Here is a 22,905-nt window from a genome sequence, read left to right as displayed (position 1 = left end):
CAGGTATGATCCCCAAGCTAATCGCAGAAGCACGAAAGATAGTTTTCAAATTCGGTTCCAATACCCTGGCGGACAAGGAAGGGCGGATCAACCCTGTCTTTCTTGAGGAATTCGCAGACCAAGCTGCGGCGTTTATCAAAACGGGGAAGCAGATCGTCATTGTTTCCTCCGGCGCCCAGGTGGCGGGGCTTTCCACCATGGACAAATGGGCCAGGAAGCGGGATATCCACTACCGGCAGGCCCTCTGCGCTGTTGGACAGGTGGAACTTATGGACGCCTGGAAACGGGCCTTTAAAAAATCCGGTATCCATATCGCCCAGATCCTCCTGACCGGGGATGATTTCAACGATCCTATCCGGACCCTCAACATGCGGAATACCCTCTTTACCCTGGTGGACGAGGGAATCATCCCTATCATCAACGAGAATGATACGGTGTCGGTGGAAGAAATAAAAATAGGCGAGAACGATACCCTGGCAGCCCAGTCCGCAATACTGTGGAGCGCCGATCTGCTCATCCTTTTCAGCGACATCGACGGGCTCTACAACAAAAATCCTAAGGAATACCCCGATGCAGAACTGATCAGTGAGGTCCGGGACATCGAAGCAGTTAAAAAAAATATCACCATCGGTAATACCAACAGTTTTGGTACCGGAGGTATTGCCACCAAACTGGAAGCCGCCAAACGGGTTATCCCCTACGGCATCCCCACGATTATCGCCAACGGCAGCAGACCCCGGGTGCTGGAAGCCCTGGCAGCGGGAACCCAGAGCGGGACGGCGTTTTTGGCGTAACAGGGCTGAAGCGACATCTTAATTTACGCTATAAGCCTTGACTAATTCATTAGAAATATCGTCAACTATCGGCATGGACCATCAGGACCTAGCCCCCCGGCTGGAAAAAATTGAAACAAGACTCGCCTATCTGGAGGACTTCCTAACCCGTCTCCAGGAAGAGGTCGTCGGCCGGAACGCCGCCCTGGACCGGCTGATGACCGAAAACACTGCCATAAAAGAGCGGCTCCAGCTCATCTCCCGGAACCTGGAGGAAATGCCGAACCAGAAGCCGCCTCATTATTAAAACCCTTCTCTAAACTCCGAAATCGTGCTTTACTATCATCATCCTAAAACGTAAGGAATAGCCATGAACACAAAAAACATTGCCTGCATAGGCAGCGGAAACATGGGACGAGCCCTGATGAAGGGAGCCACCAGTATACTCCCGCCGGGAAATATCGGCTTTTCCGATGCCGATATCTCAAAGGCTGAAGTCCTGGCCAAGGAGCTGGGCGCCAAGGTGTATTCCTCCAACTATGATGCGGTTAAAGAGGCGGATTTCGTTTTCCTCGCCGTAAAGCCCCAGGTACTGGGAACGGTATTGGAAGAAATTGCCCCGGCCCTGCGCATGCGCGTGGAAAGCAAATCCCCGGCAATCCTGGTCTCCATGGCTGCGGGTTGGACTATCAAGAAGATCCAGATCCTCCTGGATGTGGGCAGCGTGGCTAAACTCATCGGCCCCGACTGGTCCGAGGTTAACCCGACACTGACCAAAGCTGTACCGGTGGTGCGGATCATGCCGAATACCCCGGCCTTGATTTCCCAGGGGGTTATTGCCATGGCGGCTTCCTCCGAAGTTCCGGAAGAAACCCTGGCGATGTTGGAGAAGATCCTGGGCGCCGCGGGGATAGTTGATCGCCTGGACGAAAGTTATATGGATGCGGTTACCGGCCTTTCCGGTTCCGGGCCGGCCTTTGTGTACCTCTTTATCGAAGCCCTGGCGGATGGCGGAGTTCAGGCGGGGCTGCCCCGGGACAAGGCCCTGCGCTATGCCACCCAGACAGTCTTAGGCGCCGCAGCGATGGTGAAGGAAACCGGAAAACACCCCGGGGAACTTAAAGACATGGTCACCTCCCCCGGAGGAACTACCATAGCGGGGGTAGCTGCTTTGGAGAACGGCGCTTTCCGGGGAACCGTGATAAATGCCGTGGATGCAGCGTACAACCGGTCAAAAAAACTAGGCTAAGACAGTATTACTGTTTCAGAAATTCCCACAGGTCCCGGCCGGTACTCCGGTCACCGGCATCCCGTATATCCACGGGCAGTGAAACTGTTTCATTGCCGTGAAAGTCGCAGCGCCCCGGGGCTATTTTTATGCCCGCAAGGGTATTCTCCCGTATGGCCTTTACATAATCCTGAATGGTTTCCATTTTCTTATTCAGATACGTCCCAAAGATCCGGCCGGTTGCAATCTGAGCAACATTGTGAATATCCGATCCCGCAGTAACCGGGAGACCCAGCTTTTCGGCGTAGCGTAGAGCCAAGGCATCATGGGAGGCCGAGGTATTACAGGCATTGCCCGCCTCTACGGCGTCAACGCATCCGGTGGAGAGATGAATCGTGCTGATATAGTATTGGTGCCTAAATGGGTGCGCCTGGACAACACAGCCGCCGTAACGGTGTACTTCGTTGAATTGTTCCAGCCGGGTCCAGTGGGCCGCTTCGGGATGAGCCAGGAGCCAGTCCTTATCCAGGCCGTAGATAAGATAGTCATCCGCATCAAAAGTTTCTTCCCAGCCGAAAAATACATCAAGCCCCTGTTTTTCTCCTTCCCGCCGGGTTTCCTCATAACCCAGGCAGAAACCGTTGACCCATTCCCGCCAGGAAAGATGCCGGCTGGCTGCGCTGTTTCCATTATAAAAATGATCCGTCACGATAATACCGGCAAATCCCATTTCCTTATATTTACGGATATAAGAGCGGCCTTCGGATTCGCCGCAGCCGCTGGACTGAACCGTGTGCAGATGGGTTTCGTACAGGTATTTCATTGCGGAGATTCCGATGCATCCTTTTTCCGTATTATGTTCCGTTGGATTTTGCCGCTCACGGTTTTAGGCAGCTCCTCCACAAATTCCACGATTCGAGGATACTTGTAGGGGGCCGTAACCCGCTTTACATGGTTCTGCAGCTCATGCTTCAGCTCCTCAGAGGGGCTAAAACCCCGGGCTAATACGATGGTTGCCTTAACCACCTGGCCGCGGTTAGGATCCGGAGCGGCGGTAACCGCACACTCCAGCACCGAAGGATGTTCCATAAGGGCGCTTTCCACCTCAAAGGGGCCGATGCGGTAACCGGAACATTTGATCACATCATCGTTCCTGCCTACAAACCAGTAGTAGCCCTCGCCGTCATGCCAGGCCATATCGCCGGTATGGTAGGTACCGTCATACCAGCATTTGCGGGTAATCTCCTCGTCCTTCCAGTAACCGGTAAACAAGCCCGGGGGAGGATTATCCCCTCCGTTAGTAATACTAATATTGCCCACAATACCGTCATCGCAGGGCTGATCATTTTCATCCAGCAGGTTGAGGCCGAAGAGGGGCGATGGCTTCCCCATGGAACCGGGTTTTATCGGAAGCCACTTGAAGGTGGCGGCCATCACCGAAGTTTCCGACTGACCGAAACCTTCCCGGAGTTCCAGCCCCGTAAGTTCCTTTAGTTTATGGTACACCTCGGGGCTCAAGGGTTCCCCCGCAACGGAGGTGTGTTTAATATAACTAAAATCATATCCCGACAGATCTTCCTTAATGAGAAACCGGAATATCGTAGCCGGGGCGCAGAAGGTGGTTGGGCGTATCCGTCCCAGGGCCTCGAGTATACCCTGGGGGGTAAACTTCTCCGTATCGTAGGCGCCGATGGCCGCCCCGCAGATCCACTGTCCGTATATCTTGCCCCAGGCAAATTTTGCCCAGCCTGAATCGGTTTGGGTCATGTGGATCCCGTTATCCTCAACGCACTGCCAGTACTTGGCAGTAACGATGTGCCCCAGGGGGAGGGTATGGTTATGGAGTACCATCTTGGGCATCCCCGTGGTGCCGGAGGAAAAGTATATCAGCATGTGGTCTTTAGTCGCTGTCCCCGCGGACCCTGTGGGCCGGACAAAGTCAGACGAAGCCTTTTCAATCTCCGCTCCCATGTCGATAAAGCCTTCAGGTATCTGCTTCCCCACAAAAGCAATCTTCTTAAGCTGTGTACATTGGGGAAGGGCGCTGCGGATATTGCCGACAAGCTCCGGATCATCCACACTGACCAGGAGTTTTACCTCAGCGATATTACAGCGGTATTCAATATCCTTCCGGGTAAGCTGGTAGGTACCGGGGATACAGACCGCGCCGATCTTCATCAGGGCGTTCAGCATCACCCAGACCTCGGGGCGCTGCTTTAGGATGAGCATCACCACATCACCTTTTTTAATGCCCAGGGAAAGGAGGGCATTGGCGGCCTTGTCACTCAGGCGTTTCATATCACCAAAGGTGTAGGACTTCATTTCCGCTTCGTCGTTGGTCCAGACCAGAGCGAGCTTATCCGGCTTGATCCGCGCCCATTCATCAAGCACATCATAGGCAAAGTTAAAATTTTCCGGGACAACGCACTTATAATTCCGGTAGAAATCTTCATAGCTGTCAAAGTCTATCCGGGGGCAATATTTAGACAGTATTTCGTTCATATTATTCCTGTATAATGGTAATAAATTTTGACGGCGCCTTTACTGCGCTCTGGGCATGGGGAAGCAGGGCACTGAAATAGATACTGTCCCCGGCTTCAAGAATATACTCCCGTTTATTCACCGTAACCTTCACCACCCCCTCAACCACAAAGTTGAACTCCTGGCCGGAGTGGGTCACCGGCGCGGCAGCCGCCTTGTTGGGATCAAGGTATACCAAAAGGGGTTCCATGGTCCGGTTTTTGAAGTTATAGGCCAGACTTGAATACTCATAGCCCGGGTACCGCTCAACCTCTACCCCCTTACCCGCTCTGCAAACACTGGCGGTATCCATCCTGGGGTCCTCCCCGGTAAGGAGCACCGTGGTATCCGTTCCAAGCCGATGGGATATTTTGTAGAGAACACTGATGGGGATGTCCAATTCCCCGGATTCGTACCGGGAATAGGTTTCAAAGGGAATATCGATATCCGTCGCCATATCAATGGCGCTGATCTCCATTATTTCCCGTAGTTCCTTAATTCGACCCGGTATCTGGGCAAGATGATCCTGCATAATGGTACGATTATACAATGACGGGTTTTTTTTTTCTACCGAATATCCAGTGTGTATTTTTTACGCATCACTGGAAACGACTGGGTAAATTTTATACACTTGTAAGGGGAATTTTATCCTTATTTCCCCATTTTCATGCTTGGCATGATTATTGCTAAATATCACTAGGGAGATTAGCGCTGCATGAAAATCATCGACTTTTTGTCATACCCCATCGCCGCGGTCTTTATTCTTAGCGCCGGCGCTTGTTCCCCAAAGTCAGCCAGTGGAACCAGTACCTACGAGTATACCACCGTCAGCCGGGGGACCCTGGAAAAGACCGTGTCCTCCAGCGGGTCCCTCAAGCCCGTGTCAACGGTAAATGTGTTGGCCCGGATGAGCGGCAAGGTAGAAAAGATACACGTGGATTACAACGATATCATCCATAAGGGTGATATCCTGGCGGAACTTAATACGGATATGCTCAGGCTCCAGCGGGAACAGCAGGCTGCGTCGGTGATTAAGGCCCGGGCAAATTACGAGCTGCAGCTGATCAACTACCAGAACCAACAGAAGCTGGCGGAAAAAAACCTTATCTCCGAATACGAACTCCGGACCGGCAAAACCACCCTGGATATTCAGGCGGCGGAACTTTCCGCCTCCGAATCATCCCTCCGGGTGATTGAAACCGAAATCAACCAATACGCCCTTATCACCTCCCCCATCGACGGGATTGTTTTGGAACGGAATATCAGCGAGGGGCAGACCGTTGTGGAGGGGTCCAGCAGTAATTCTACCAGCCTGTTTACCCTGGCGGAAAACCTTGAGGAGATGCAGATTGAAGCCGGAGTGGGGGAACTGGATATCCCCGGCATACACAAGGGCCAGGGGGTCCGGTTTACCCTGGAAAGTCTGCCGGGCCGGAATTTCTCAGGGATTGTGGAGGCCATGCACCTCATGCCTACTATTCAGGATAACGTGGTGTCCTACACGGTTATTATCAACGTGGACAATTCGGAGGGATCCCTCCTGCCGGGGATGACCTGCTCGGTGGAGTTTATCGAAGAACGGAAAGAAAACGCCCTGCTGATTCCTAACGCAGCCCTGCGGTACCGGCCCAGCGGCATGAACGCCGATGAAATCGCCGACCGTGTCTTCCAGGCGGGGCTTAGCGGTATGGATGCGGCTCAGCGGGCGGCGGCTCTGGAAGCCCGGGAAAAGATGCGGGCTGCGGGAACTGCCGCGCAAGCCGCCGCTCAAAGACCGGCACAGAATAGCGGCCTTAGCGGTATGGTGATGCCCCAGGGGCCCGGTATGAGGCAGAACAGAAATACTGCGGTGACGGCAAATCCTGCAGGCGGACAGCGGGGGAGCGGCGGTGGGTTTCCGGGCCGGGAAACGATGTCCCCGCCTAAACCGCTATGGTTCATCGATGAAACCGGTAAGCCGGACTGCATCCTAGTACAAACCGGTATCAGCAACGGATCCTTTACGGAGATTCGATCCAGGAATGATGACCTGGAAGGCCGCCAAATCATACTGCGGGAAAGGGTGCAGCCATGACGGTAATCGAGATGCGGGGGATCAAGCGGATCTACCGGCTTGAAGAGATAACCGTCCGGGCGCTCCGGGGTATAGACTTTTCTGCCAAGGCGGGGGAGTTTGTTTCCGTCATGGGGCCATCGGGTTCGGGAAAGTCTACCCTGATGAATATCCTGGGCTGCCTGGACAAGCCAAGCGAAGGAACCTATTCTCTGGACGGAATTGAGACTACCGCAGCCGGGAGCCCAAGCAAGGGTTCTAACTCGGATACCTTCGCCCTGATACGTAATAAAAAGATAGGTTTTGTGTTCCAGGCCTTTAACCTTCTCGCCCGGACAACGGCTTTAGAAAATGTGGAACTCCCCCTGTTTTATAAACGCCGGGACAAAAACGCAGCCCGGATTTCAGGGGATGGCAGCCTGGGCGGGGACGAGTACCGGCGGGCTTCCCGTCGGAAGGAACGGGCCGCAGAAGTACTGCGGGAGGTGGGTCTTGGGGATAGGGCGAACCATCTGCCCTCCCAGCTTTCCGGCGGGCAGCAGCAGCGGGTAGCCATAGCCCGGGCCATGGTGAACGACCCCGCCTTCATCCTGGCGGACGAGCCCACGGGGAACCTGGATACGGAGATGACTTTGGAGATCATGAGCCTCTTCCAAAGCCTCAATGACCAGGGAAAAACAATAATCATGGTAACCCACGAACCGGAACTGGCAGCCTATACCAAGCGGATCATCACCCTGCGGGATGGGGAACTGGTCTCGGATGTACCGATACACGAAAGACGCAGCGCCCCGGAGGACCTTGCCAAGTGGAAAAAAGAGCATAGCCTCCTTGCCGGGGAGGTATCATGAATATTACACAGCTTTTGTATTCCTGTTTTAGAAATATTTTCCGTAATCGCATGAGGAGCCTCCTTACCTCCCTGGGGATCATCATCGGTGTTGGGTCGGTGATCATCATGGTAGCCATAGGGGAGGGCGCCCAGAGGGATATCGAGAACCGTATCGCCTCCATGGGGACCAACCTGATCCAGATCATGCCCCGGCGGATGATGATGCGGCCCGGACAGACCAATACGGTGTCCCGGCCTAACCGGCTGACCAAATCCGACGCGGCTAAGCTTGCGGCGGAGGCTTCCTACGGTACCGCTATTTCCGGGCTGAGCCAGCGGAACTATACGGTCATCGGCCCCCAGGGAAGCGCTTCGGTACAGGTGATGGGGGTGGAGCCGGGGTACCTCACCATACGGAGCTGGGATATTGCCCAGGGCGGCTTTTTCGGCGATGAGGATCTACAGCAGCGAAACAGGATAGCGGTGCTGGGGCTTACCACCGTAAACAGTCTTTTTGGCAACAGCGATGAAGCCCTGGGGCAGCAGATACGGATCGGGACCAATCATTTTACCGTCACCGGCATACTGGCGAAAAAGGGCGCCGGGGCCTTTGGTAATGATCAGGATGATGTGATCATGGTACCCCTGGACACTGCGCTGTACCGGCTGAGTAATTCTCAAAATCTCAACAGTATTGCTATGAGTGTGGTCAGCAAAGGATATATGGAGGCAGCGCAACGGGAAGCGGAACTGATACTCCGGGAAGCCCACAAACTTAGCGAGGGGACCACAACGGACTTTGAAATCATGAACAGCGCGGATCTTATCGACATGGCTTCCGAAACATCCCGGAGCCTCACCACCCTCCTGGCGGCCATAGCCGGGGTGTCCCTTTTGGTAGGGGGCATCGGCATCATGAACATCATGCTGGTCTCGGTCACCGAACGTACCCGGGAAATCGGTATCAGAATGGCCGTGGGCGCCCGGAAACGGGATGTGCTATTCCAGTTCCTCTCTGAGTCCATCATCCTGAGCCTCCTTGGGGGATTTATCGGTATAGCCCTGGCCTTCCTGGTCTGCCGCATCCTGGAAGCCCTGGGAATTTCCACGGCCATTAATCCGGTAATCGTCGCCGCTGCGGCCCTTTTTGCCGCGCTGGTCGGGGTTTCATTCGGATACTACCCGGCGCGGAAGGCTGCGGGGCTTTATCCCATAGATGCGCTGCGGTATGAATAAAAGGAATATGGATGAAAAATAGGTTTACATTAATACTAGTACTACTCGCTTTTACCATTAATAACCGTATTACTGCTGAACAAATAGATATTGAAGATGTACGCGCCTTGGCGTTGGCCAATTCGCCGAGCCTGGCGAGGTTTCAGCTGGCGGTGGAGAGCGCACGGCTGGACGAAAAAACCCGTATTTATTCCAATCTGCCATCCCTATCCCTGGGGGCATCGGCCTCGGGACAAGTCTGGGGGGATACAAGCCTTCAGGACAGCATGAGAACCGGGGCGAGTTTCAGTGTGTCACAAAAGCTGTTTGATGGTGGAAAGAGTATCTATCTAAAGGCTATTAACGCTATCAATACCGAACTTACCCGGCAGGAAGCTTTGGCGGCCTACTTTACCGTCCTGGATACGGCGGATAATGCGTATTACGAAACGCTAAAAGCGGCGGCAGCTCTGGAAACCGCAGCGGCAGCCATGGAAACGGCGGCTTTAGCCCTTTCCATGGCGGAACTGCGCCTTGAAAGCGGTATGATAAGCCAGGGAGATTACCTTAAAGCCATGGCGGATCAGGGCCAAAAAGAAACCGCCCGGAACCGCGCCCTGAGGGATTTGACCGTCAATAGGGCGAACCTGAAGAACATTACCGGCCTTGGGGAAATCCCGGAACTGGCAGGTATTGATTTCAACGTTTATGATGACACTATCCGCTTCCTTTCAACGCTTCCTGAAGAAAAAATAATATTACTATCAGATGATTTTTCAAACGCAGTAAAGAGAAATAACCCCGGCCTTTTAAAAACAAGCCTTCAGCTGCAAATAGCGGAACGGAATGTGGGGCTTGCAAAAAAGGATTACCTTCCAAGCCTTAGCGCGGGAATTTCCACGGGGATAAATTATTCCGCCGCAGGGGGTTTGTCCAATTCCGGCGGCAGCGTCAGTATCAATGGGAGCATACCCCTGGATTATTGGGTAATAGGCGCCGCGGTGGAAAAGAAGCGTATCGCCCAAACCGAAGCCGCCCTGAACCACCGTGATGCTGAAAACACCCTGGCCATGGACATCCAAACGGCTCTGCTGGACCTTATCGCCAGTACCATGACGGTACAATCCGCACGCCGGGCCGATGAATACGCCCAACGGAATTACGAATATAATCTTGAACTGTACAAACTTTCGCAGGCCTCGGTTTTTGTTCTTTCCGATGCCGCAGCCCTGGCCGGAGACAGTCATACCCAGCGTATCACCGCGGAGTATGGTTTTCTCAACGGCCTTTCAAAGCTGCGGAGCCTGGGGGCATTCGATTCCCAGGATGAAGTAATAAATCTGCTCTTACAAAAGCAGAAGGGATTGTGATATGAAAATTTCTCCGCGGACATCATCCTTATTCGCAGCAATACTTAGCTGGGCTCTTTTTTCGGCCCTCACGGTTTTTATCATCCTGGGACTGCGGGACCGGGCGCGGCTGATCCGGGACAATGACAACGAGCGGCTTTTCAGTCTCCTCTTTACCAGCCTGAGAAATTATGACAACTTCGGGTCCGCCATTGAATCTACGGGGCTTCTGCGGGAACGGATCATCGGGTTTGGGATTTACGGAGAGGACCTTACCCCGTCCTACCAATGGGGCTCGGTTCCCCAGGTTTTTGATGAGGATATCCTGAAGGATTACAAGGCTGTCAAGAACGGCCGCTACACTATTCCTGATAGACGGGGAAATAGAATTAAATTCATTCTCAGCACAGAGGGGATGATGTCCCCCCCTCAACAGCGGCGTAACCAGGAAAATAACCGGGATCGGGACCGGGAGGAAAACAAAAACCGCGAAGACAAGACGCCGGGCTTCTTCACCACCTTTGCCAGGGGTAAGTATATCTACATTGATATATCCCATACCGCCTATTGGCGCGGCCAGACTCTTACCGCCATTGCCTTTCCGCTCTGTGAGCTGGCCCTTCTGGCGCTGGTATTTTTTGTGCGGGGACTATACCTGCGGAACCGGGAATACCGGGAGCGGATAGAGGGCCAAAAAAATCTGGTAGTCCTGGGAACCGCCGCCAGTACCCTGGCCCACGAAATTAAAAACCCCCTCCTCTCCATACGGCTCCAAACCGGCATCCTGGGGAAGCTCTTCCCCGAAAAAGGCCGGGAGGAGCTGGGAATCATCAACGAAGAGGTGGATCGCCTTTCCGCCCTGAGTTACCGGATAAACGATTATCTCCGGGATGCGGCAGGACAGCCTGTACCGCTGAATATCTCGAATGTGCTTTCCGAAGCATCCCTGCGGCTCTGCGGCAGAAATATTGTTGAAGAAGATTCAGCACAGGATGCCCTGGTCCTTATGGACACCGAACGGGCCCGGTCTGTCATTGAAAACCTTATCCGCAATGCCCTGGAAAGCGGCAGCGCGGAAAACGCCATTGGCGCAGCGATACTACGGCATAGCGGAAACAGCGGGGATAACGAATTGCAAAAAAATTCCCAACACAGTATCATTGTTATCAGTATCTATGACCGGGGAAGAGGTATTGCAGAAGGAGATCTGAAGCGGGTTTTCGATCCGTTCTTTACCAGTAAAAGTACCGGGACCGGCATCGGCCTTTCTATCAGCAAACGCTTTGTGGAAGCGGCCGGGGGCGCCATCAGTATTGAAAACCGGGAAGGGGGAGGGACTGCGGTCTTTATCACCCTGGGGGAGTATGTATGAGAGTATTAATAGTTGATGATGAACGAAATATCCGGGAGTCCCTGAAAAAATATTTGGGCCTGGAGCAGATCGATTCGGCGGCGGCGGAAACCGGAGAATCGGCAATCCGTTCTCTTGAACGGGAGGCCTTCGATGCGGTTATCCTGGACCTCAGGCTGCCCGGCATGAGCGGCCAGGATGTGCTCGCCTGGATCAACAACCGGGGAATCATCTCCCCGGTGATCATGATATCCGCCCACGGGCAAATCGCCGACGCAGTGGCGGCCCTGAAAGCCGGGGCCAAGGACTACCTGGTAAAGCCCTTTGACCCCGCAGAACTGGTGATCAAACTCCGTCATCTGGTGGAGGACAAACGCCGGGAGAACAGCCTTGAGGCGGAGAAGCGGATGACCGGCGGGGAAAACCTCCTCATCGGCGATACGGAAGTGATGCGGGAACTTTCCGATCAGATCGATCGCATCGCCGGTTCCGATGTTACGGTGCTGATAACCGGAGAAAGCGGTACCGGAAAGGAGATTGTTGCCCGGGAGATCCACCGCCGGGGTAAATATGCGGCGGAACCCTTCGCGGCGGTGAACATCGGCGGCATCCACGAGGGGCTTATGGAGAGCGAACTTTTCGGCCACGAAAAGGGGGCCTATACCGGGGCGCTCACCCGCAAGCAGGGGCTCTTTGAACTTGCCGGCCGGGGTACCCTCTTCCTGGACGAGATTGGCGAAATGCCCATGTCCCTCCAGGTAAAACTACTGCGGGTACTCCAGGAACGGAAAATCCGCCGCCTGGGGGGAAACGACGACATCCCCGTCAACGCCCGGATCGTCTCCGCCACCAACCGGGATATAGAAACCCTGGTCCGGGAAGGCAGTTTTCGGGAAGACCTCTATTACCGGCTCAACGTATTCCGCATGACCATTCCGCCCCTGCGCCAACGCCGGGAGGATATTCCCCTGCTGGCGGAATATCTTCTGAAAAAAATCAGTTTCCGTATGGGCCGTTCCCTTCCGGTTCTTACTCCGGCGGCGGCGGAAAAACTCCTGGAATACCCCTTCCCGGGCAATGTCCGGGAACTGGAAAACATCCTGGAAAGAGCCTTGATTTATCGGGAAAACGGCCCGCTAACGCCCAAGGATATTGAACTGCACCGCATGAATACCGGGGGAATACCGGGCCCGGAAGGTGAATCTGTACCGGGCGTTCCCTCCCTGGAGAACATTGAACGGGAAGCTATACGGAAAGCCCTGACCAGGACCCAGGGTAACCGAACCAAGGCAGCAGCGGAACTGGGGGTCAGCCGGAAGACTATCATCAATAAAATAAAAGTATATAAGCTTGAACTGTAGTATTTTTTATACACCAAATAATGGGAAAGATATGATAATTCATACAACTATCTAAATTATTTATTTTTTCCATTATCTTTAAAAAGATTATTTCCTTACTACAAAAAGAATTAAAAAAATCCTCTCGGCATATAAGATAATTTGGCATGAAAATTGCTAGTATATTATATGCGGAGGACATCTTATGGATAAGAATCTACAGAATTATTATGACCAGATCAAAAAAATTCCCCTTTTAAGCTTTGAGGAAGAAATGGCATTATCCGAACGGATACAGCAGGGGGATGCGGCGGCCCGCAAGTCCTTAATTGAAGCAAATTTGCGGTTGGTTATTAAGATTGCCCGCGCTTATATGACGAATGATATGCCCTTTATGGATATTATTCAGGAGGGGAACCTTGGCCTGATGCATGCCGCTGAAAAATACGATTACCGGAAACGGGTTCGTTTTTCAACCTACGCCAGCTGGTGGATCCGGCAATACGTTGTCCGATACTTATCCACCAAGCGCCGGGACATCCGTCTGCCCCTCCGGAAAGAACAGACACTCCGAATGATACAGCGATCCTACCATACACTCAGCCAGACCCTGATGCATAAGCCAAGCAATAAGGAGATTGCCGCCGATATCGGAGTATCCGAGAAGGAAGTCAATTTTATCCTGCAGATAACCAATGGTTTTATCTCCCTGGATATGGATGCCGGGAACGAGGAATCAATTTCTCTGGCGGATCTCCATGAAGATTATACCTACAGCCCCGAACGGGACTTTTTCAAAAAATCCTCCCACGCCGCGGCGATCCACTTCCTGGATCGTCTGAAGGATCGGGAAAAGCGGATCCTCATGTACCGTTACCAATTTAACGGCGGCGAGCAGCACACCCTTAAAAAAATTGGGGATAAAATGGGGATCTCTGCGGAGACGGTCCGTCAGATTGAAATCAAGGCTCTGAAAAAGATGCAGGGTTCCGCGGACGAATTCCGAAAGTGCCTGTACGTAGAGGCGATGTAATAGTAAAGTATCGGTAATGAAGATCCTTGGAATTGAATCTTCCTGCGATGAATGTGCCGCAGCGGTAGTGGAAGATGGAAAGCTGGTCCTTTCCAATGTGGTGGCAACCCAAATACCCCTTCACGCAAAATACGATGGGGTGGTACCCGAATTGGCGAGCCGTATGCACACCGAGTGGATCTACGGGGTAGTCAGGGAAGCCCTGGAAAAGGCCGGCCTGAACCCTGCCGGAATTGATGGCGTTGCCGCCACAGCCCACCCGGGACTTCTGGGATCGCTTTTGGTAGGCCTCAGTTTCGCCAAGGCCTTTGCCTGGGCCGGGAAGCTCCCCTTTATCGCTGTAAACCATATGTTGGCCCATCTCTACGCCCCCCGGCTCTCCCTGGGAAATACGCCGGTATCCCCCCCTCCGGAGTACCCCTTCCTGGGGCTCCTGGTTTCCGGGGGCCACAGCATCATCTGCCGGGTGGACGACTTTGACGATATCACCGTCCTGGGAACTACCATTGACGATGCGTGGGGGAAGCCTTCGACAAGGTGTCCAAGTACTACGGCTTCGGCTACCCCGGCGGGGCCTACATCGATAAGCTGGCAAAAGACGGGGACCCCGCCGCTTTTCGTTTCCCCATGCCCAGCCTCCACAAGGGGGATCATCCCTACGACTTGTCCTACTCGGGACTCAAGACCGCGGTGATAAACCAGTTGGAACAATTCCGCAATCCCCGGGATACCGCCGCAGGACCTGCGGATATTGCCGCCTCGTTCCAGAAAACTGCGGTAGAGATACTGCTGCGCGCTCTTTTTCGGGCCGCTGAGGATACGGGGCTCAACACCATCGTTGCGGGCGGTGGAGTGGCGGCCAACTCGTACCTCCGCTCCCGTCTCGCCGAAAAGACGGATCTCCGCTGTGTGTTCCCGCCCCTGGAATTCTGCGGGGACAACGGGGCCATGATTGCCGGTATCGGGTATCAGTACATCTCCCGGGGGGATCGTTCACCACTCAGTGTGGTTGCTTCGGCGCGGGTACAGGGGTTTAAGAAGAAGTATCCCTAATACCGGTATCTTTACCAGGCCTTCATTTATATCCATACTCTAAAATATGCAAACACAAATTAAAGAAATAGACGATGCCAAGCTTACAGACTTGATAGTCCCCCGTTTCCTAAAATACGTCCGTTACTGGACCACCAGTGATCCTGATGTTAAGGAAACCCCCTCCACTCCCGGCCAATGGGATCTGGCAAAGGCCCTGGCGGAGGAACTGCGGGGTCTGGGGCTTACGGACGTAGACCTGACGGATCACTGTTATGTCATAGCCCGGCTGCCTCCCAGCCCAGGCAGGGAATCCCGGCAGGCGGTCGGTTTTTTAGCCCACCTGGACACCGCCTCGGATGTCTCAGGCAAGGATGTTAAGCCCCAACTGGTAAAAAACTACGATGGGCAAAAAATACAACTGACCGGCAACAATGTCCTTGATCCCAGAGAGGATGCCTCCCTTGCCGCACAGAAGGGGAAGGCCATTATCCATACCGACGGCTCCACCCTCCTGGGGGCGGATGACAAGGCGGGCATAGCGGAAATTATGGGCGCCCTGGAATGGCTCCTGACACATCCGGAGATACCCCACGGGCCGGTGGAAATTATCTTTACCCCGGACGAGGAAACCGGCAAGGGCCTTCCGGAGTTTCCCCTGGAGCGCATCAAATCTACGGTCTGCTATACCCTGGACGGCGGCCCCGTGGGGGAGCTTGAGGTTGAATGCTTTAACGCCTGGAAAATAAAGGCTCAGTTCAAGGGAAAGACCATACATCCCGGCTATGCCCGGGGGATCATGGCCAATGCCATCACCATGGCGGCTTCCTTTACGGGGATGCTTCCCCGGTCGGAAAGCCCGGAGGCCACCGATGGGTATTACGGCTATTACAACACCCAGGAAATAAACGGTACCCCGGATGCGTGTACCCTGGATATGTATATCCGGGATTTTGAAAACTCCGGTATTGAGCGGCGGCTTGCGGCGCTGGAAAACTTTGCCCGGGCGGTGGAAGCACAGTTCCCCGGCGGGAAAGTAATTTTGGAGACCACGGATCAGTATCATAATATGAAGGAAAAAATTGACGCCCGCCCGGAGGCGCTGGAAACGCTCAAAAAGGCGGCTGCCAATCTGGGGATCGATTCCTACCTTAAACCCATACGGGGGGGCACCGACGGTTCACGGCTTACAGAACTGGGGATACCTACCCCTAATATCTTTACCGGCGGCCGTAACTGGCACGGCCGTACCGAATGGGCGGCGGTCTCCGAGATGACCATGGCCTGTAAACTGGTAATTGAACTTATCCGCCTTTGGGGGGAAGACTTTTGTTGACACCCTATCAAGGTAACTCTATAGTATCAGGATGGAAACATTAAGCGGCAAGTTTAAAGACCTTATACAGGACGCGGTACGGCGTTCAAGAATAGACTCGGTGGTAACCGAACAGAATGTTTACCAGGAGGGGGATGAAAATGTCCTGCCCCTGTTGCATAAAATGGTTGAAACCCTGGCCCTGCCCGGTTCAGGAGTCTCCGGGTTTGAGCATCTAAAGGATCTTCTGGAAAAGGCCAATACGGGGCACTCCTGTCTCCTGTTTGTGGAGCACTACAGCAATATGGATCTGTCTGCGCTCCACTATCTTTTAGGGAAAGAACCGGATCCCGGCAAGGACATCGCCAATGCCCTGGTAGCCATCGCAGGGATCAAGCTGAACGAGGAAAACCCCGTGGTAGCGGCCTTTACCGGCGCCCATACCCGGCTGGTGATCTACCCCAGCCGCTCCCTGTCGCACCTGGACCCTGTCAAGGATCGTGCCGAAATAGTCCGCAGTAACAGCATAAACCGGGCAGCCATGAAGGCTCTTATGGATATCAAAGTTAAGGGCAAACTCATCCTAGTTTTCCCCTCCGGAACCCGATACCGGCCCTGGGATCCCAGTACAAAAAAAGGGGTCCGAGAAATCGATTCGTATATAAAATCCTTCGACTATATGTGTATGGTGGCCATAAACGGCGAGCTGCTCCATATCCGTCAAGGGGACATGATGGATGATTTCGTCGAGGAAGATGTGATACGGTACACCGCGGGTCCGGTCCAGTCCTGCGCTGAATTCAGAAACGCCGCCCGCCTTAAGGCAGAGGCTGCGGGAGTTGAGGACAAAAAACAGGCTGTGGTGGATACTATCATGGAAAGGCTGGAGGAAATGCATATCGCCGCAGAGGCTGAACGGCAAAGGCTGATTAGCTCTTAAACAGGCTCCCGATTTCCTTTCCGTATTTGGCGGTAATCTTGGAACGCTGAAGTTCCATTTTTCCGGTCAACTCTTCCCCCGCCTCAAAGGGCTTAGGGATAAGCTTCAGTTTAAAAACCCGCTCGTAGGTCTTGAACCCCGCCTGAGCGCTTACCAGACGGGATACTTCATTAGATATCAGCTCGTTGATCTCCGCCTGCTGCAGAAGCGACTCGTAGTCTACGATAGGGATGTTGTTTTCTTCTGCAAAGATCATCAATGCTTCCTGAACGGGAACGACAAGGGCGGCGATGTACTTCTGGTTCTGACCAACTATCATGCAATGGGAAACCCAGGGACTCTCCCGGATCTTATTTTCGATGGGAACCGGTTCAACATTCTCGCCCCCAAGAAGCACGATGGTATCCTTAGCCCGGCCGGTAATCCGCACCTCGTTATCGTAGGTCATCATGGCGATATCCCCGGTTTCCAGCCAGCCATCGGGTGACAGCGCCTTGGCGGTGAGTTCCGGCTTGCGATAGTAGCCCTGCATGACCTGGCCGCCCCTTACTTGCAGGTGGCCATTGTGCCCCGGAGGCAGTATCGTGCCCGTATCGTCAACAATCCTCGCCTCGGTATTAAGCAAAAGCTGTCCCACGGTGGTACGCCGGGGGGCCTTGTAACGGCGGGCCGCCACTATGGGCGCCGCTTCCGTAAGACCGTAGCCCTCCTGAAGCCGTATCCCGATAGCGTTGAAAAAAAGGTCCACCTTAAGGGGCAGGGCGCCCCCGCCGGATAAGCCGGCCTTAAACCGCCCGCCCAGCCGCTTTTTTATAGGCTGGAACACGATCAGCGCCGTAAGACACTGGACAGGGCAAAGCAAAATCAGGGGGAGGATCCCCATGAAAAAATCAAAAAGCCGGACCCGGCCATGGAAGTTGGGGATACGCCCAAAGGTCAGATCCCGAAAGTAATTGTACATGATCCCCACGGTCATAAAAAATTCAAAGCCGTTCTTAAAAATCCAGCCCTGCTTCTTTACATGGCGGTTAGACCAGTCCATGATAGACTCCCAGACCCGGGGGACGCTGACCATCCAGTGGGGGCGGATACTCTGGAAATCCGCCAGCAATATTGAAGAAACCGGCTTGGAATAGGCGATACCGCTGTTCAGATAGAAAATGATGTATTCTATACTCCGTTCAAACACATGCCACACCGGCAGAACCGAAAGCCAGATATCTCCGGTCTTTACTTCAAAAACCAGACGCCACGATGGCTGCTGCACCAGGAAGTTATTATGGCTCAGCATAACCCCCTTGGGCTCCCCGGTAGTACCGGAGGTAAAGATGATGGTCGCCAGATCCTCCTCCCGGCCTTTCTCCATCTCTGTTTCAATCTCCCCGTGATTCAGGGAACACCGCCCCTTACCCAGTTCCAGTAATTCGCCAAATCCAAGTACCTTAATTCCGGCGTCCCTCGCCGCTTCCAGAGTATGTTGATCAACAGAATCATAGGAAACAATTATACTGAGCAGGGGCAGATCCACCCGGCGGGCGAGAATTTTGCTAATCTGTTTTTGATTTTCCACAAAACACAGGGGACATTCGGTAATTCCGAGGATATAGGTGATTTCCTGTTCCATGGAATCACAGCCCCGGGGCACGTCCGCAGCTCCAATGGAAAGTATCGCAAAATCCGTAACTATCCATTCCTGGCGGTTATCCGAAATAATACCGAGATGGTCCCCCCGTTTGGTTCCTAATTCAAGAAGCCCCGACGCGGTGTAGAGAATTTCAGTATAAAACTGCTGGTAGGTCTTGGGCTGGAAATGCCCGGCTGCATCCTTTGCATATTGGGCAACAACGGTGGGTATAGTCCGGGCTCGCTCCCGAAGCATAAGCGGAAGGGTTTGTTCCATAAAACGATACTCCAAGAGCAGTGTATCCTTTTTGGAATATAAAGTCAAGATGACACATTTTGATATATTGTCATATTCAACTGAGAACGCAAATAAAAAAACCCCCCGGGAAAAGGAGGTGAAGAAACCCGGGAGGCAAAGACAACACGGTTGCTGTATTCACAATAACGTTCAACAAACTTTAGACTGATTGAAAGACCATTGGTGTAAAACTCGTCTAAATAACCGTACCATCCATATAAAAGATATAATATTTAGGCTCGCGGGTCAAGGGAATAAGAAAAATACTTGATTATAAAAGTAATAAACTACAAAAAAACCGAGATCTCCCCGATTGTTATTTTTTTTCCAAAAATATATACCTATACTGTAAGGGGAGTTTTCTATGCAGAGCAAAAATATTGTCTTAGGTCTCTTTTTGCTGAGTTCAGTCCTTATATATGCCCAAAATGCCCGCGATATGGACCGCATTTTGAGCGAAAAAGAGTTATCCTATACACAAGCAGTCCAGTTTATCCTTCCGGCGGCGGGAATCACCACCAAGACCGCTTCGGAAAAGGGGCTGTTACCGACCGACGCAGAGGCTGAGAAAAAGATCTCCACCGGTGATCTTTCACTGCTGCTCATGAAGTCCTTCGAACTTAAGGGTGGAATTATGTATTCCTTCTTCCCAAACCCCCGGTACGCCTACCGAGAATTACGCTACCGCCGGTGTATCCCGGACTCATCCGACCCAATCGCAAAGGTTACGGGTGAGCAGTTTTTGCACATCCTCGGCCGGGTCCTCAGTTATACCGGGGAGGATCTGTAACATGTCTTTGATTTTTAAAAAAACCCTGATATCCGCCATCCTGGTATTCCTGAGCGCCGGGTTGCTGGCCGCCTATGATTTCGGCCTTGTTATCGGCGAAAGCCCGGAATATTCCGCCGATGGATTTGCCAATACTATCAGCGTCGGCCCTTGGTTTGCCGCTCCCGTTGGGGAAAACACCGGCTTCTATGCATCCGGCTCCTTTGACCTAAACTATGATAAGGATAATAACTGGGAACCCATACCCCAGCTTAACCGGACGGTCTTTCTTTTCTATCCTGCGACAGGGCTAAGTTTGGAACTGGGGCGTGTTACTTTTTCCGATCCCCTAGGGATAATAGCCTCCGGGCTTTTTGACGGCCTTAAGGGTTCCCTGGCAGTTAAAGAGACCCGTCTTTCCCTGGGCCTCTTTTATACCGGACTTCTTTATAAGAAGGCGGCAGAAATAAAACTTACCGGTGATGATTACCTTAACTATATTGATTCAGATGTCTACTTCGCCTCACGGCGTTTCCTTGGAGGCCTTAATTGGGAAATTCCTGTGCTTTTTGGCTCCTCCCTATCGGCAAGCCTAACCGGTCTGGTTCAGTTCGATCTCAACGGCAAAGACGATTATCTCCATTCCCAGTACCTGGGCGCCAAATTTATGATCCCCCTGATTACCGGCCTTGATCTGAACCTCGCCGCAGCCCTAGACCTGGCGGAACGCGAATCAGGTGACCCCGGGATCGGTCTAGCCGGTTCCGCCGGTGTAAATTGGTTAGTCCCCAGTAAGCTCCAGGACCTTCTGTCCTTCACGATACTCTGGTCCTCCGGAGCAAAGGAGAACGCCTTTGTCCCGGTCACCGCCATTCCCCAGGGCCGGGTTTTTGATCCCATACTTTCGGGGCTCATGACCATTAAGACGAATTATACCCTCAGCCTGAACCCTTCCATTTCGGTTTCCGCCGACCTCGGGTACTTCCTCAGGACCGATCTGGGGGCTTCCTTCTCCGATTCATACTACACCAGGTACGTGAAGGCGGATTCCTATGCCCTGGGAACAGAATTGTACGGTTCGGTAATTTGGGCCCCCGTATCGGATCTACAGGCTGTTCTGGGAGCCGGGGTTTTCCTTCCCGGTCTGGGAGACGCCCTGGATTCGGATGCTCCCATCAGGGGGAAAATATCCCTTGGCCTTGCTTTTTCACTGTAAAGGAGTATATATGAAAAATGCCCTACTAGCAGTAATACTGTGTTTCTGCTTTAGCTTATCCCTTGTTTCCGCCCAGGAAACCACCGCAACAATCCAGGAACTAAAGGGTACCGTGGAAGTTAAAGCTTCGGGCACTGCGGACTGGACAGCGGCCAGACAGGGGATGCGGCTGGCAAAGGCTGCCAGCATATCCACGGGCATCAAGAGTACTGCGGTCATAGCCCTGGGTAATTCGATCATTACCGTGCGTCCCCTGACCCGCTTAAGCCTGGAAGAACTGACCCGGAACCAAGATGCGGAAAAGGTAGACATATATATCCAGTCCGGCCGGATACGTACCGAAGTAAGCCCACCCAGCGGAGGAAAAATCGATTTTACCGTCCGCAGTCCCATGGCCACCGCTTCGGTGCGGGGAACTACCTTTGACTTTGACGGAGAAAACCTCAGCGTCACCAGCGGCCGGGTAAATCTTTCCGGCAGCGATGGAGTCCCTACCGTGGTTAGGGCCGGTGAATCAAGCTACGTCAGCGGCCGCTTCGGCCGGGCAGTAAACACAGCGAGAGTCACCATCACCCGTCCGGCAGCCGCCTCCCCAGCTCCGGCAGGGACAGACAGCACTACAGTTTCCGGCCCCCCGGTAGGCACAAGCCCTCCACCGACGAACGGTTCATTGGGGATTGGCCTTGATTGGTACAGGCCTAATGGGAAATAGGGGGGAAACATGAATAAGCGTTTATTACACACAACGATTTTTTCGATTGCCTTAGTATTGCTGCTTAGCGCCTGCAGTTTCTTTTTCAGTAACGAAGACCTGGGACTGTCCAAACAACTAACCATATATCTTGGGGATAGGGATTCCTCCAGGGCGGTGTATGATCTGCCCGGCGAGCTCCCGACATTCTCTAAAGTAATTATCAGGATTAATGGAGAAGAAAAAGACTATACCCGTGGCAGTGACAACTCCTATAATGTTCCAATTCCTGAAGAAAATGACTACACGGTAGATATAAAAGCATTGGTGGATCACTCCGGGAATGATTTATTTCCTTTTATAAAATCCCTGGGAGGCAGCGCGAAAGGGCCATTCCCGAACAATCTTGCTGCCATCCCCCTTTCTCTCCGGGAAACAGGGATAGTTCTGCTGGGACAGCCGAGCGGCAATCAATCTCCTCTATTTTCCTATATAGATCTTCCCGGTGGCACACCAAAAAATGTAACAAATCTGAGAATAAAGTCCGACAATATTATACCGTCCTTTGACTTCGATCCTTATGGCAATTTATTTATTTGGAATTATGTTAACGGTAAATTTCAACTTACCAAGGTTAACGATAAAAATGAAGCCATAACTGGTATTAGTGAAAATCAGCCCTATGGCATCGGATATGACAGAAAGGGTGGGCGAATCTATTATACTACTAAGTCATTGGGAATTATTATTACCCTCTATTCTGTTGATTCAACCGGTACTAGGCAGAAGCAATGGACGGACACTGGGGACCTTTTTGAGTTTTTTTCAGATCTGCAATTTGTTTCAACTCACAATAATGGTAATGATACCTTTATATATATAGGTGTTGATACGGGTGTATTGGTAAAAGACGTTCCAACCATTTTAAAGTACAAACAGGATGGTACCTCTATTGGGTCTGTTGAATTAGATACTAAAGCCCACCTTCGGGATTTACGGGTTATCGATAACTATCTATATGCCATAGTTGAAAGCACCAATAACACCAGCAGTATACGCGCCATTGATGCTAATGCCCCGGTTACTGCGGAGAAAATTGATATCAGCAAGGCAAAGACCACCGCTGATGCGGGAACCCATTATTTCCAACGCATCGTAGGGTGGGATGACGATTCACTCTATGTCCTTGAAAGCGGCACGGGTGTTCACCGGATAACAAAGCTAAGCAGGGACTTAGAAAACCCAACAACGGTATTAAATTTAGATTGAACGGATAAGCCCATAAAAAAGACCCCGAACTAGGTCGGGTCCGGTTTTTACTTTACGT

The 22,905-nt window shown here is 52.6% G+C and carries 20 protein-coding genes and 1 pseudogene; 17 read left to right on the top strand and 4 right to left on the bottom strand.

What is annotated here, in order from left to right:
* The first annotated feature begins 5 nt into the window (after nucleotides 1-5).
* The 3 genes from proB to proC all read left to right on the top strand — a co-directional run bounded on the left by proB (nucleotide 6) and on the right by proC (nucleotide 2,022).
* A complete protein-coding gene (gene proB, locus TPRIMZ1_RS0102170) occupies nucleotides 6-794 on the top strand; it encodes a glutamate 5-kinase (protein WP_010254029.1) in 789 nt (262 codons plus the stop codon).
* 37 nt (nucleotides 795-831) lie between these two features.
* Entirely contained in the window at nucleotides 832-1,080 is a 249-nt protein-coding gene (locus TPRIMZ1_RS0102165; protein ID WP_232616723.1) for a SlyX family protein, read from the top strand.
* Between the two features lie 63 nt (nucleotides 1,081-1,143).
* Entirely contained in the window at nucleotides 1,144-2,022 is an 879-nt protein-coding gene (gene proC, locus TPRIMZ1_RS0102160; RefSeq protein ID WP_010254025.1) for a pyrroline-5-carboxylate reductase, read from the top strand.
* A gap of 7 nt (nucleotides 2,023-2,029) precedes the next feature.
* Here the strand turns inward: proC and TPRIMZ1_RS0102155 are convergent, their stop codons facing one another.
* The 3 genes from TPRIMZ1_RS0102155 to TPRIMZ1_RS0102145 are packed head-to-tail and all read right to left on the bottom strand — an operon-like array spanning nucleotide 2,030 to nucleotide 5,053.
* Nucleotides 2,030-2,824 (bottom strand): PHP-associated domain-containing protein, encoded by a 795-nt coding sequence (locus tag TPRIMZ1_RS0102155; RefSeq protein WP_010254023.1) that lies wholly within the window; start codon nucleotides 2,822-2,824, stop codon nucleotides 2,030-2,032.
* Entirely contained in the window at nucleotides 2,821-4,503 is a 1,683-nt protein-coding gene (locus TPRIMZ1_RS0102150) for an AMP-binding protein (protein ID WP_010254021.1), read from the bottom strand. Before TPRIMZ1_RS0102150 ends, TPRIMZ1_RS0102155 begins: the two co-directional genes overlap by 4 nt.
* Before the next feature lies 1 nt (nucleotide 4,504).
* Nucleotides 4,505-5,053 (bottom strand): helix-turn-helix domain-containing protein, encoded by a 549-nt coding sequence (locus TPRIMZ1_RS0102145; RefSeq protein WP_026043460.1) that lies wholly within the window; start codon nucleotides 5,051-5,053, stop codon nucleotides 4,505-4,507.
* 183 nt (nucleotides 5,054-5,236) lie between these two features.
* On the opposite strand from TPRIMZ1_RS0102145, the gene TPRIMZ1_RS19630 reads away from it, so the two are divergent.
* The 10 genes and pseudogenes from TPRIMZ1_RS19630 (at nucleotide 5,237) to TPRIMZ1_RS0102095 (ending at nucleotide 16,981) form a co-directional block, all read left to right on the top strand.
* Nucleotides 5,237-6,595, top strand: a complete 1,359-nt coding sequence (locus TPRIMZ1_RS19630; protein ID WP_010254016.1) for an efflux RND transporter periplasmic adaptor subunit — start codon at nucleotides 5,237-5,239, stop codon at nucleotides 6,593-6,595.
* The gene (locus TPRIMZ1_RS0102135; protein WP_010254011.1) at nucleotides 6,592-7,425 is read left to right on the top strand and encodes an ABC transporter ATP-binding protein; all 834 of its coding nucleotides are present in this window, start codon (nucleotides 6,592-6,594) and stop codon (nucleotides 7,423-7,425) included. Before TPRIMZ1_RS19630 ends, TPRIMZ1_RS0102135 begins: the two co-directional genes overlap by 4 nt.
* Nucleotides 7,422-8,642, top strand: a complete 1,221-nt coding sequence (locus TPRIMZ1_RS0102130) for an ABC transporter permease (protein ID WP_010254008.1) — start codon at nucleotides 7,422-7,424, stop codon at nucleotides 8,640-8,642. Before TPRIMZ1_RS0102135 ends, TPRIMZ1_RS0102130 begins: the two co-directional genes overlap by 4 nt.
* A gap of 11 nt (nucleotides 8,643-8,653) precedes the next feature.
* On the top strand, nucleotides 8,654-9,991 hold the full coding sequence (locus tag TPRIMZ1_RS0102125; RefSeq protein WP_010254005.1) for a TolC family protein: 1,338 nt from the start codon (nucleotides 8,654-8,656) through the stop codon (nucleotides 9,989-9,991).
* Between the two features lies 1 nt (nucleotide 9,992).
* Nucleotides 9,993-11,342, top strand: a complete 1,350-nt coding sequence (locus TPRIMZ1_RS0102120) for an ATP-binding protein (protein WP_010254001.1) — start codon at nucleotides 9,993-9,995, stop codon at nucleotides 11,340-11,342.
* Nucleotides 11,339-12,682 (top strand): sigma-54-dependent transcriptional regulator, encoded by a 1,344-nt coding sequence (locus TPRIMZ1_RS0102115; RefSeq protein WP_010253999.1) that lies wholly within the window; start codon nucleotides 11,339-11,341, stop codon nucleotides 12,680-12,682. Before TPRIMZ1_RS0102120 ends, TPRIMZ1_RS0102115 begins: the two co-directional genes overlap by 4 nt.
* Nucleotides 12,683-12,866: 184 nt before the next feature.
* Nucleotides 12,867-13,694 carry a sigma-70 family RNA polymerase sigma factor gene (locus TPRIMZ1_RS0102110; protein ID WP_010253996.1) on the top strand — a complete coding sequence of 276 codons (828 nt, stop codon included), beginning with the start codon at nucleotides 12,867-12,869 and terminating at the stop codon, nucleotides 13,692-13,694.
* 16 nt (nucleotides 13,695-13,710) lie between these two features.
* Nucleotides 13,711-14,747, top strand: a pseudogene (gene tsaD / locus TPRIMZ1_RS21090) (tRNA (adenosine(37)-N6)-threonylcarbamoyltransferase complex transferase subunit TsaD).
* A gap of 46 nt (nucleotides 14,748-14,793) precedes the next feature.
* Complete coding sequence (gene pepT / locus TPRIMZ1_RS0102100) at nucleotides 14,794-16,062, top strand: peptidase T (RefSeq protein WP_026043459.1); 1,269 nt, start codon at nucleotides 14,794-14,796, stop codon at nucleotides 16,060-16,062.
* 31 nt (nucleotides 16,063-16,093) lie between these two features.
* Nucleotides 16,094-16,981 carry a glycerol-3-phosphate O-acyltransferase gene (locus TPRIMZ1_RS0102095; protein WP_010253992.1) on the top strand — a complete coding sequence of 296 codons (888 nt, stop codon included), beginning with the start codon at nucleotides 16,094-16,096 and terminating at the stop codon, nucleotides 16,979-16,981.
* On the opposite strand, the gene TPRIMZ1_RS0102090 is transcribed toward TPRIMZ1_RS0102095, so the two are convergent.
* A complete protein-coding gene (locus TPRIMZ1_RS0102090; protein WP_010253990.1) occupies nucleotides 16,971-18,881 on the bottom strand; it encodes an AMP-dependent synthetase/ligase in 1,911 nt (636 codons plus the stop codon). The two genes, TPRIMZ1_RS0102095 and TPRIMZ1_RS0102090, sit on opposite strands and share 11 nt — an antisense overlap.
* 385 nt (nucleotides 18,882-19,266) lie before the next feature.
* Between TPRIMZ1_RS0102090 and TPRIMZ1_RS19625 the strand changes: the two genes are divergently transcribed.
* From TPRIMZ1_RS19625 to TPRIMZ1_RS0102070, 4 genes are read left to right on the top strand one after another with little or no spacing between them, the layout of a single operon-like run.
* A complete protein-coding gene (locus TPRIMZ1_RS19625; RefSeq protein ID WP_010253988.1) occupies nucleotides 19,267-19,692 on the top strand; it encodes a hypothetical protein in 426 nt (141 codons plus the stop codon).
* A 1-nt stretch (nucleotide 19,693) separates the two neighbouring features.
* Nucleotides 19,694-20,887 carry a hypothetical protein gene (locus TPRIMZ1_RS0102080; RefSeq protein WP_010253986.1) on the top strand — a complete coding sequence of 398 codons (1,194 nt, stop codon included), beginning with the start codon at nucleotides 19,694-19,696 and terminating at the stop codon, nucleotides 20,885-20,887.
* 10 nt (nucleotides 20,888-20,897) lie between these two features.
* Nucleotides 20,898-21,599, top strand: coding sequence for a FecR family protein (locus TPRIMZ1_RS0102075; protein ID WP_010253985.1), 702 nt, complete (start codon nucleotides 20,898-20,900; stop codon nucleotides 21,597-21,599).
* Between the two features lie 9 nt (nucleotides 21,600-21,608).
* Nucleotides 21,609-22,847 (top strand): hypothetical protein, encoded by a 1,239-nt coding sequence (locus TPRIMZ1_RS0102070; RefSeq protein WP_010253983.1) that lies wholly within the window; start codon nucleotides 21,609-21,611, stop codon nucleotides 22,845-22,847.
* Nucleotides 22,848-22,905: the final 58 nt, after the last annotated feature.

Origin of the sequence: Treponema primitia ZAS-1 (genome assembly GCF_000297095.1) — a bacterium.
In the GTDB taxonomy this organism is placed as follows: domain Bacteria; phylum Spirochaetota; class Spirochaetia; order Treponematales; family Breznakiellaceae; genus Termitinema; species Termitinema primitia_A.
This window is presented reverse-complemented; position numbering and strand designations above follow the sequence as displayed.

Bases quoted from the DNA above. Each gene is read 5' to 3' on its own strand.
- proB (WP_010254029.1), top strand. From the start codon at position 6: ATGATCCCCAAGCTAATCGCAGAAGCACGAAAGATAGTTTTCAAATTC.
- proC (WP_010254025.1), top strand. From the start codon at position 1,144: ATGAACACAAAAAACATTGCCTGCATAGGCAGCGGAAACATGGGACGA.
- TPRIMZ1_RS0102155 (WP_010254023.1), bottom strand. From the start codon at position 2,824: ATGAAATACCTGTACGAAACCCATCTGCACACGGTTCAGTCCAGCGGC.
- TPRIMZ1_RS0102150 (WP_010254021.1), bottom strand. From the start codon at position 4,503: ATGAACGAAATACTGTCTAAATATTGCCCCCGGATAGACTTTGACAGC.
- TPRIMZ1_RS0102145 (WP_026043460.1), bottom strand. From the start codon at position 5,053: ATGCAGGATCATCTTGCCCAGATACCGGGTCGAATTAAGGAACTACGG.
- TPRIMZ1_RS19630 (WP_010254016.1), top strand. From the start codon at position 5,237: ATGAAAATCATCGACTTTTTGTCATACCCCATCGCCGCGGTCTTTATT.
- TPRIMZ1_RS0102135 (WP_010254011.1), top strand. From the start codon at position 6,592: ATGACGGTAATCGAGATGCGGGGGATCAAGCGGATCTACCGGCTTGAA.
- TPRIMZ1_RS0102130 (WP_010254008.1), top strand. From the start codon at position 7,422: ATGAATATTACACAGCTTTTGTATTCCTGTTTTAGAAATATTTTCCGT.
- TPRIMZ1_RS0102125 (WP_010254005.1), top strand. From the start codon at position 8,654: ATGAAAAATAGGTTTACATTAATACTAGTACTACTCGCTTTTACCATT.
- TPRIMZ1_RS0102120 (WP_010254001.1), top strand. From the start codon at position 9,993: ATGAAAATTTCTCCGCGGACATCATCCTTATTCGCAGCAATACTTAGC.
- TPRIMZ1_RS0102115 (WP_010253999.1), top strand. From the start codon at position 11,339: ATGAGAGTATTAATAGTTGATGATGAACGAAATATCCGGGAGTCCCTG.
- TPRIMZ1_RS0102110 (WP_010253996.1), top strand. From the start codon at position 12,867: ATGGATAAGAATCTACAGAATTATTATGACCAGATCAAAAAAATTCCC.
- pepT (WP_026043459.1), top strand. From the start codon at position 14,794: ATGCAAACACAAATTAAAGAAATAGACGATGCCAAGCTTACAGACTTG.
- TPRIMZ1_RS0102095 (WP_010253992.1), top strand. From the start codon at position 16,094: ATGGAAACATTAAGCGGCAAGTTTAAAGACCTTATACAGGACGCGGTA.
- TPRIMZ1_RS0102090 (WP_010253990.1), bottom strand. From the start codon at position 18,881: ATGGAACAAACCCTTCCGCTTATGCTTCGGGAGCGAGCCCGGACTATA.
- TPRIMZ1_RS19625 (WP_010253988.1), top strand. From the start codon at position 19,267: ATGCAGAGCAAAAATATTGTCTTAGGTCTCTTTTTGCTGAGTTCAGTC.
- TPRIMZ1_RS0102080 (WP_010253986.1), top strand. From the start codon at position 19,694: ATGTCTTTGATTTTTAAAAAAACCCTGATATCCGCCATCCTGGTATTC.
- TPRIMZ1_RS0102075 (WP_010253985.1), top strand. From the start codon at position 20,898: ATGAAAAATGCCCTACTAGCAGTAATACTGTGTTTCTGCTTTAGCTTA.
- TPRIMZ1_RS0102070 (WP_010253983.1), top strand. From the start codon at position 21,609: ATGAATAAGCGTTTATTACACACAACGATTTTTTCGATTGCCTTAGTA.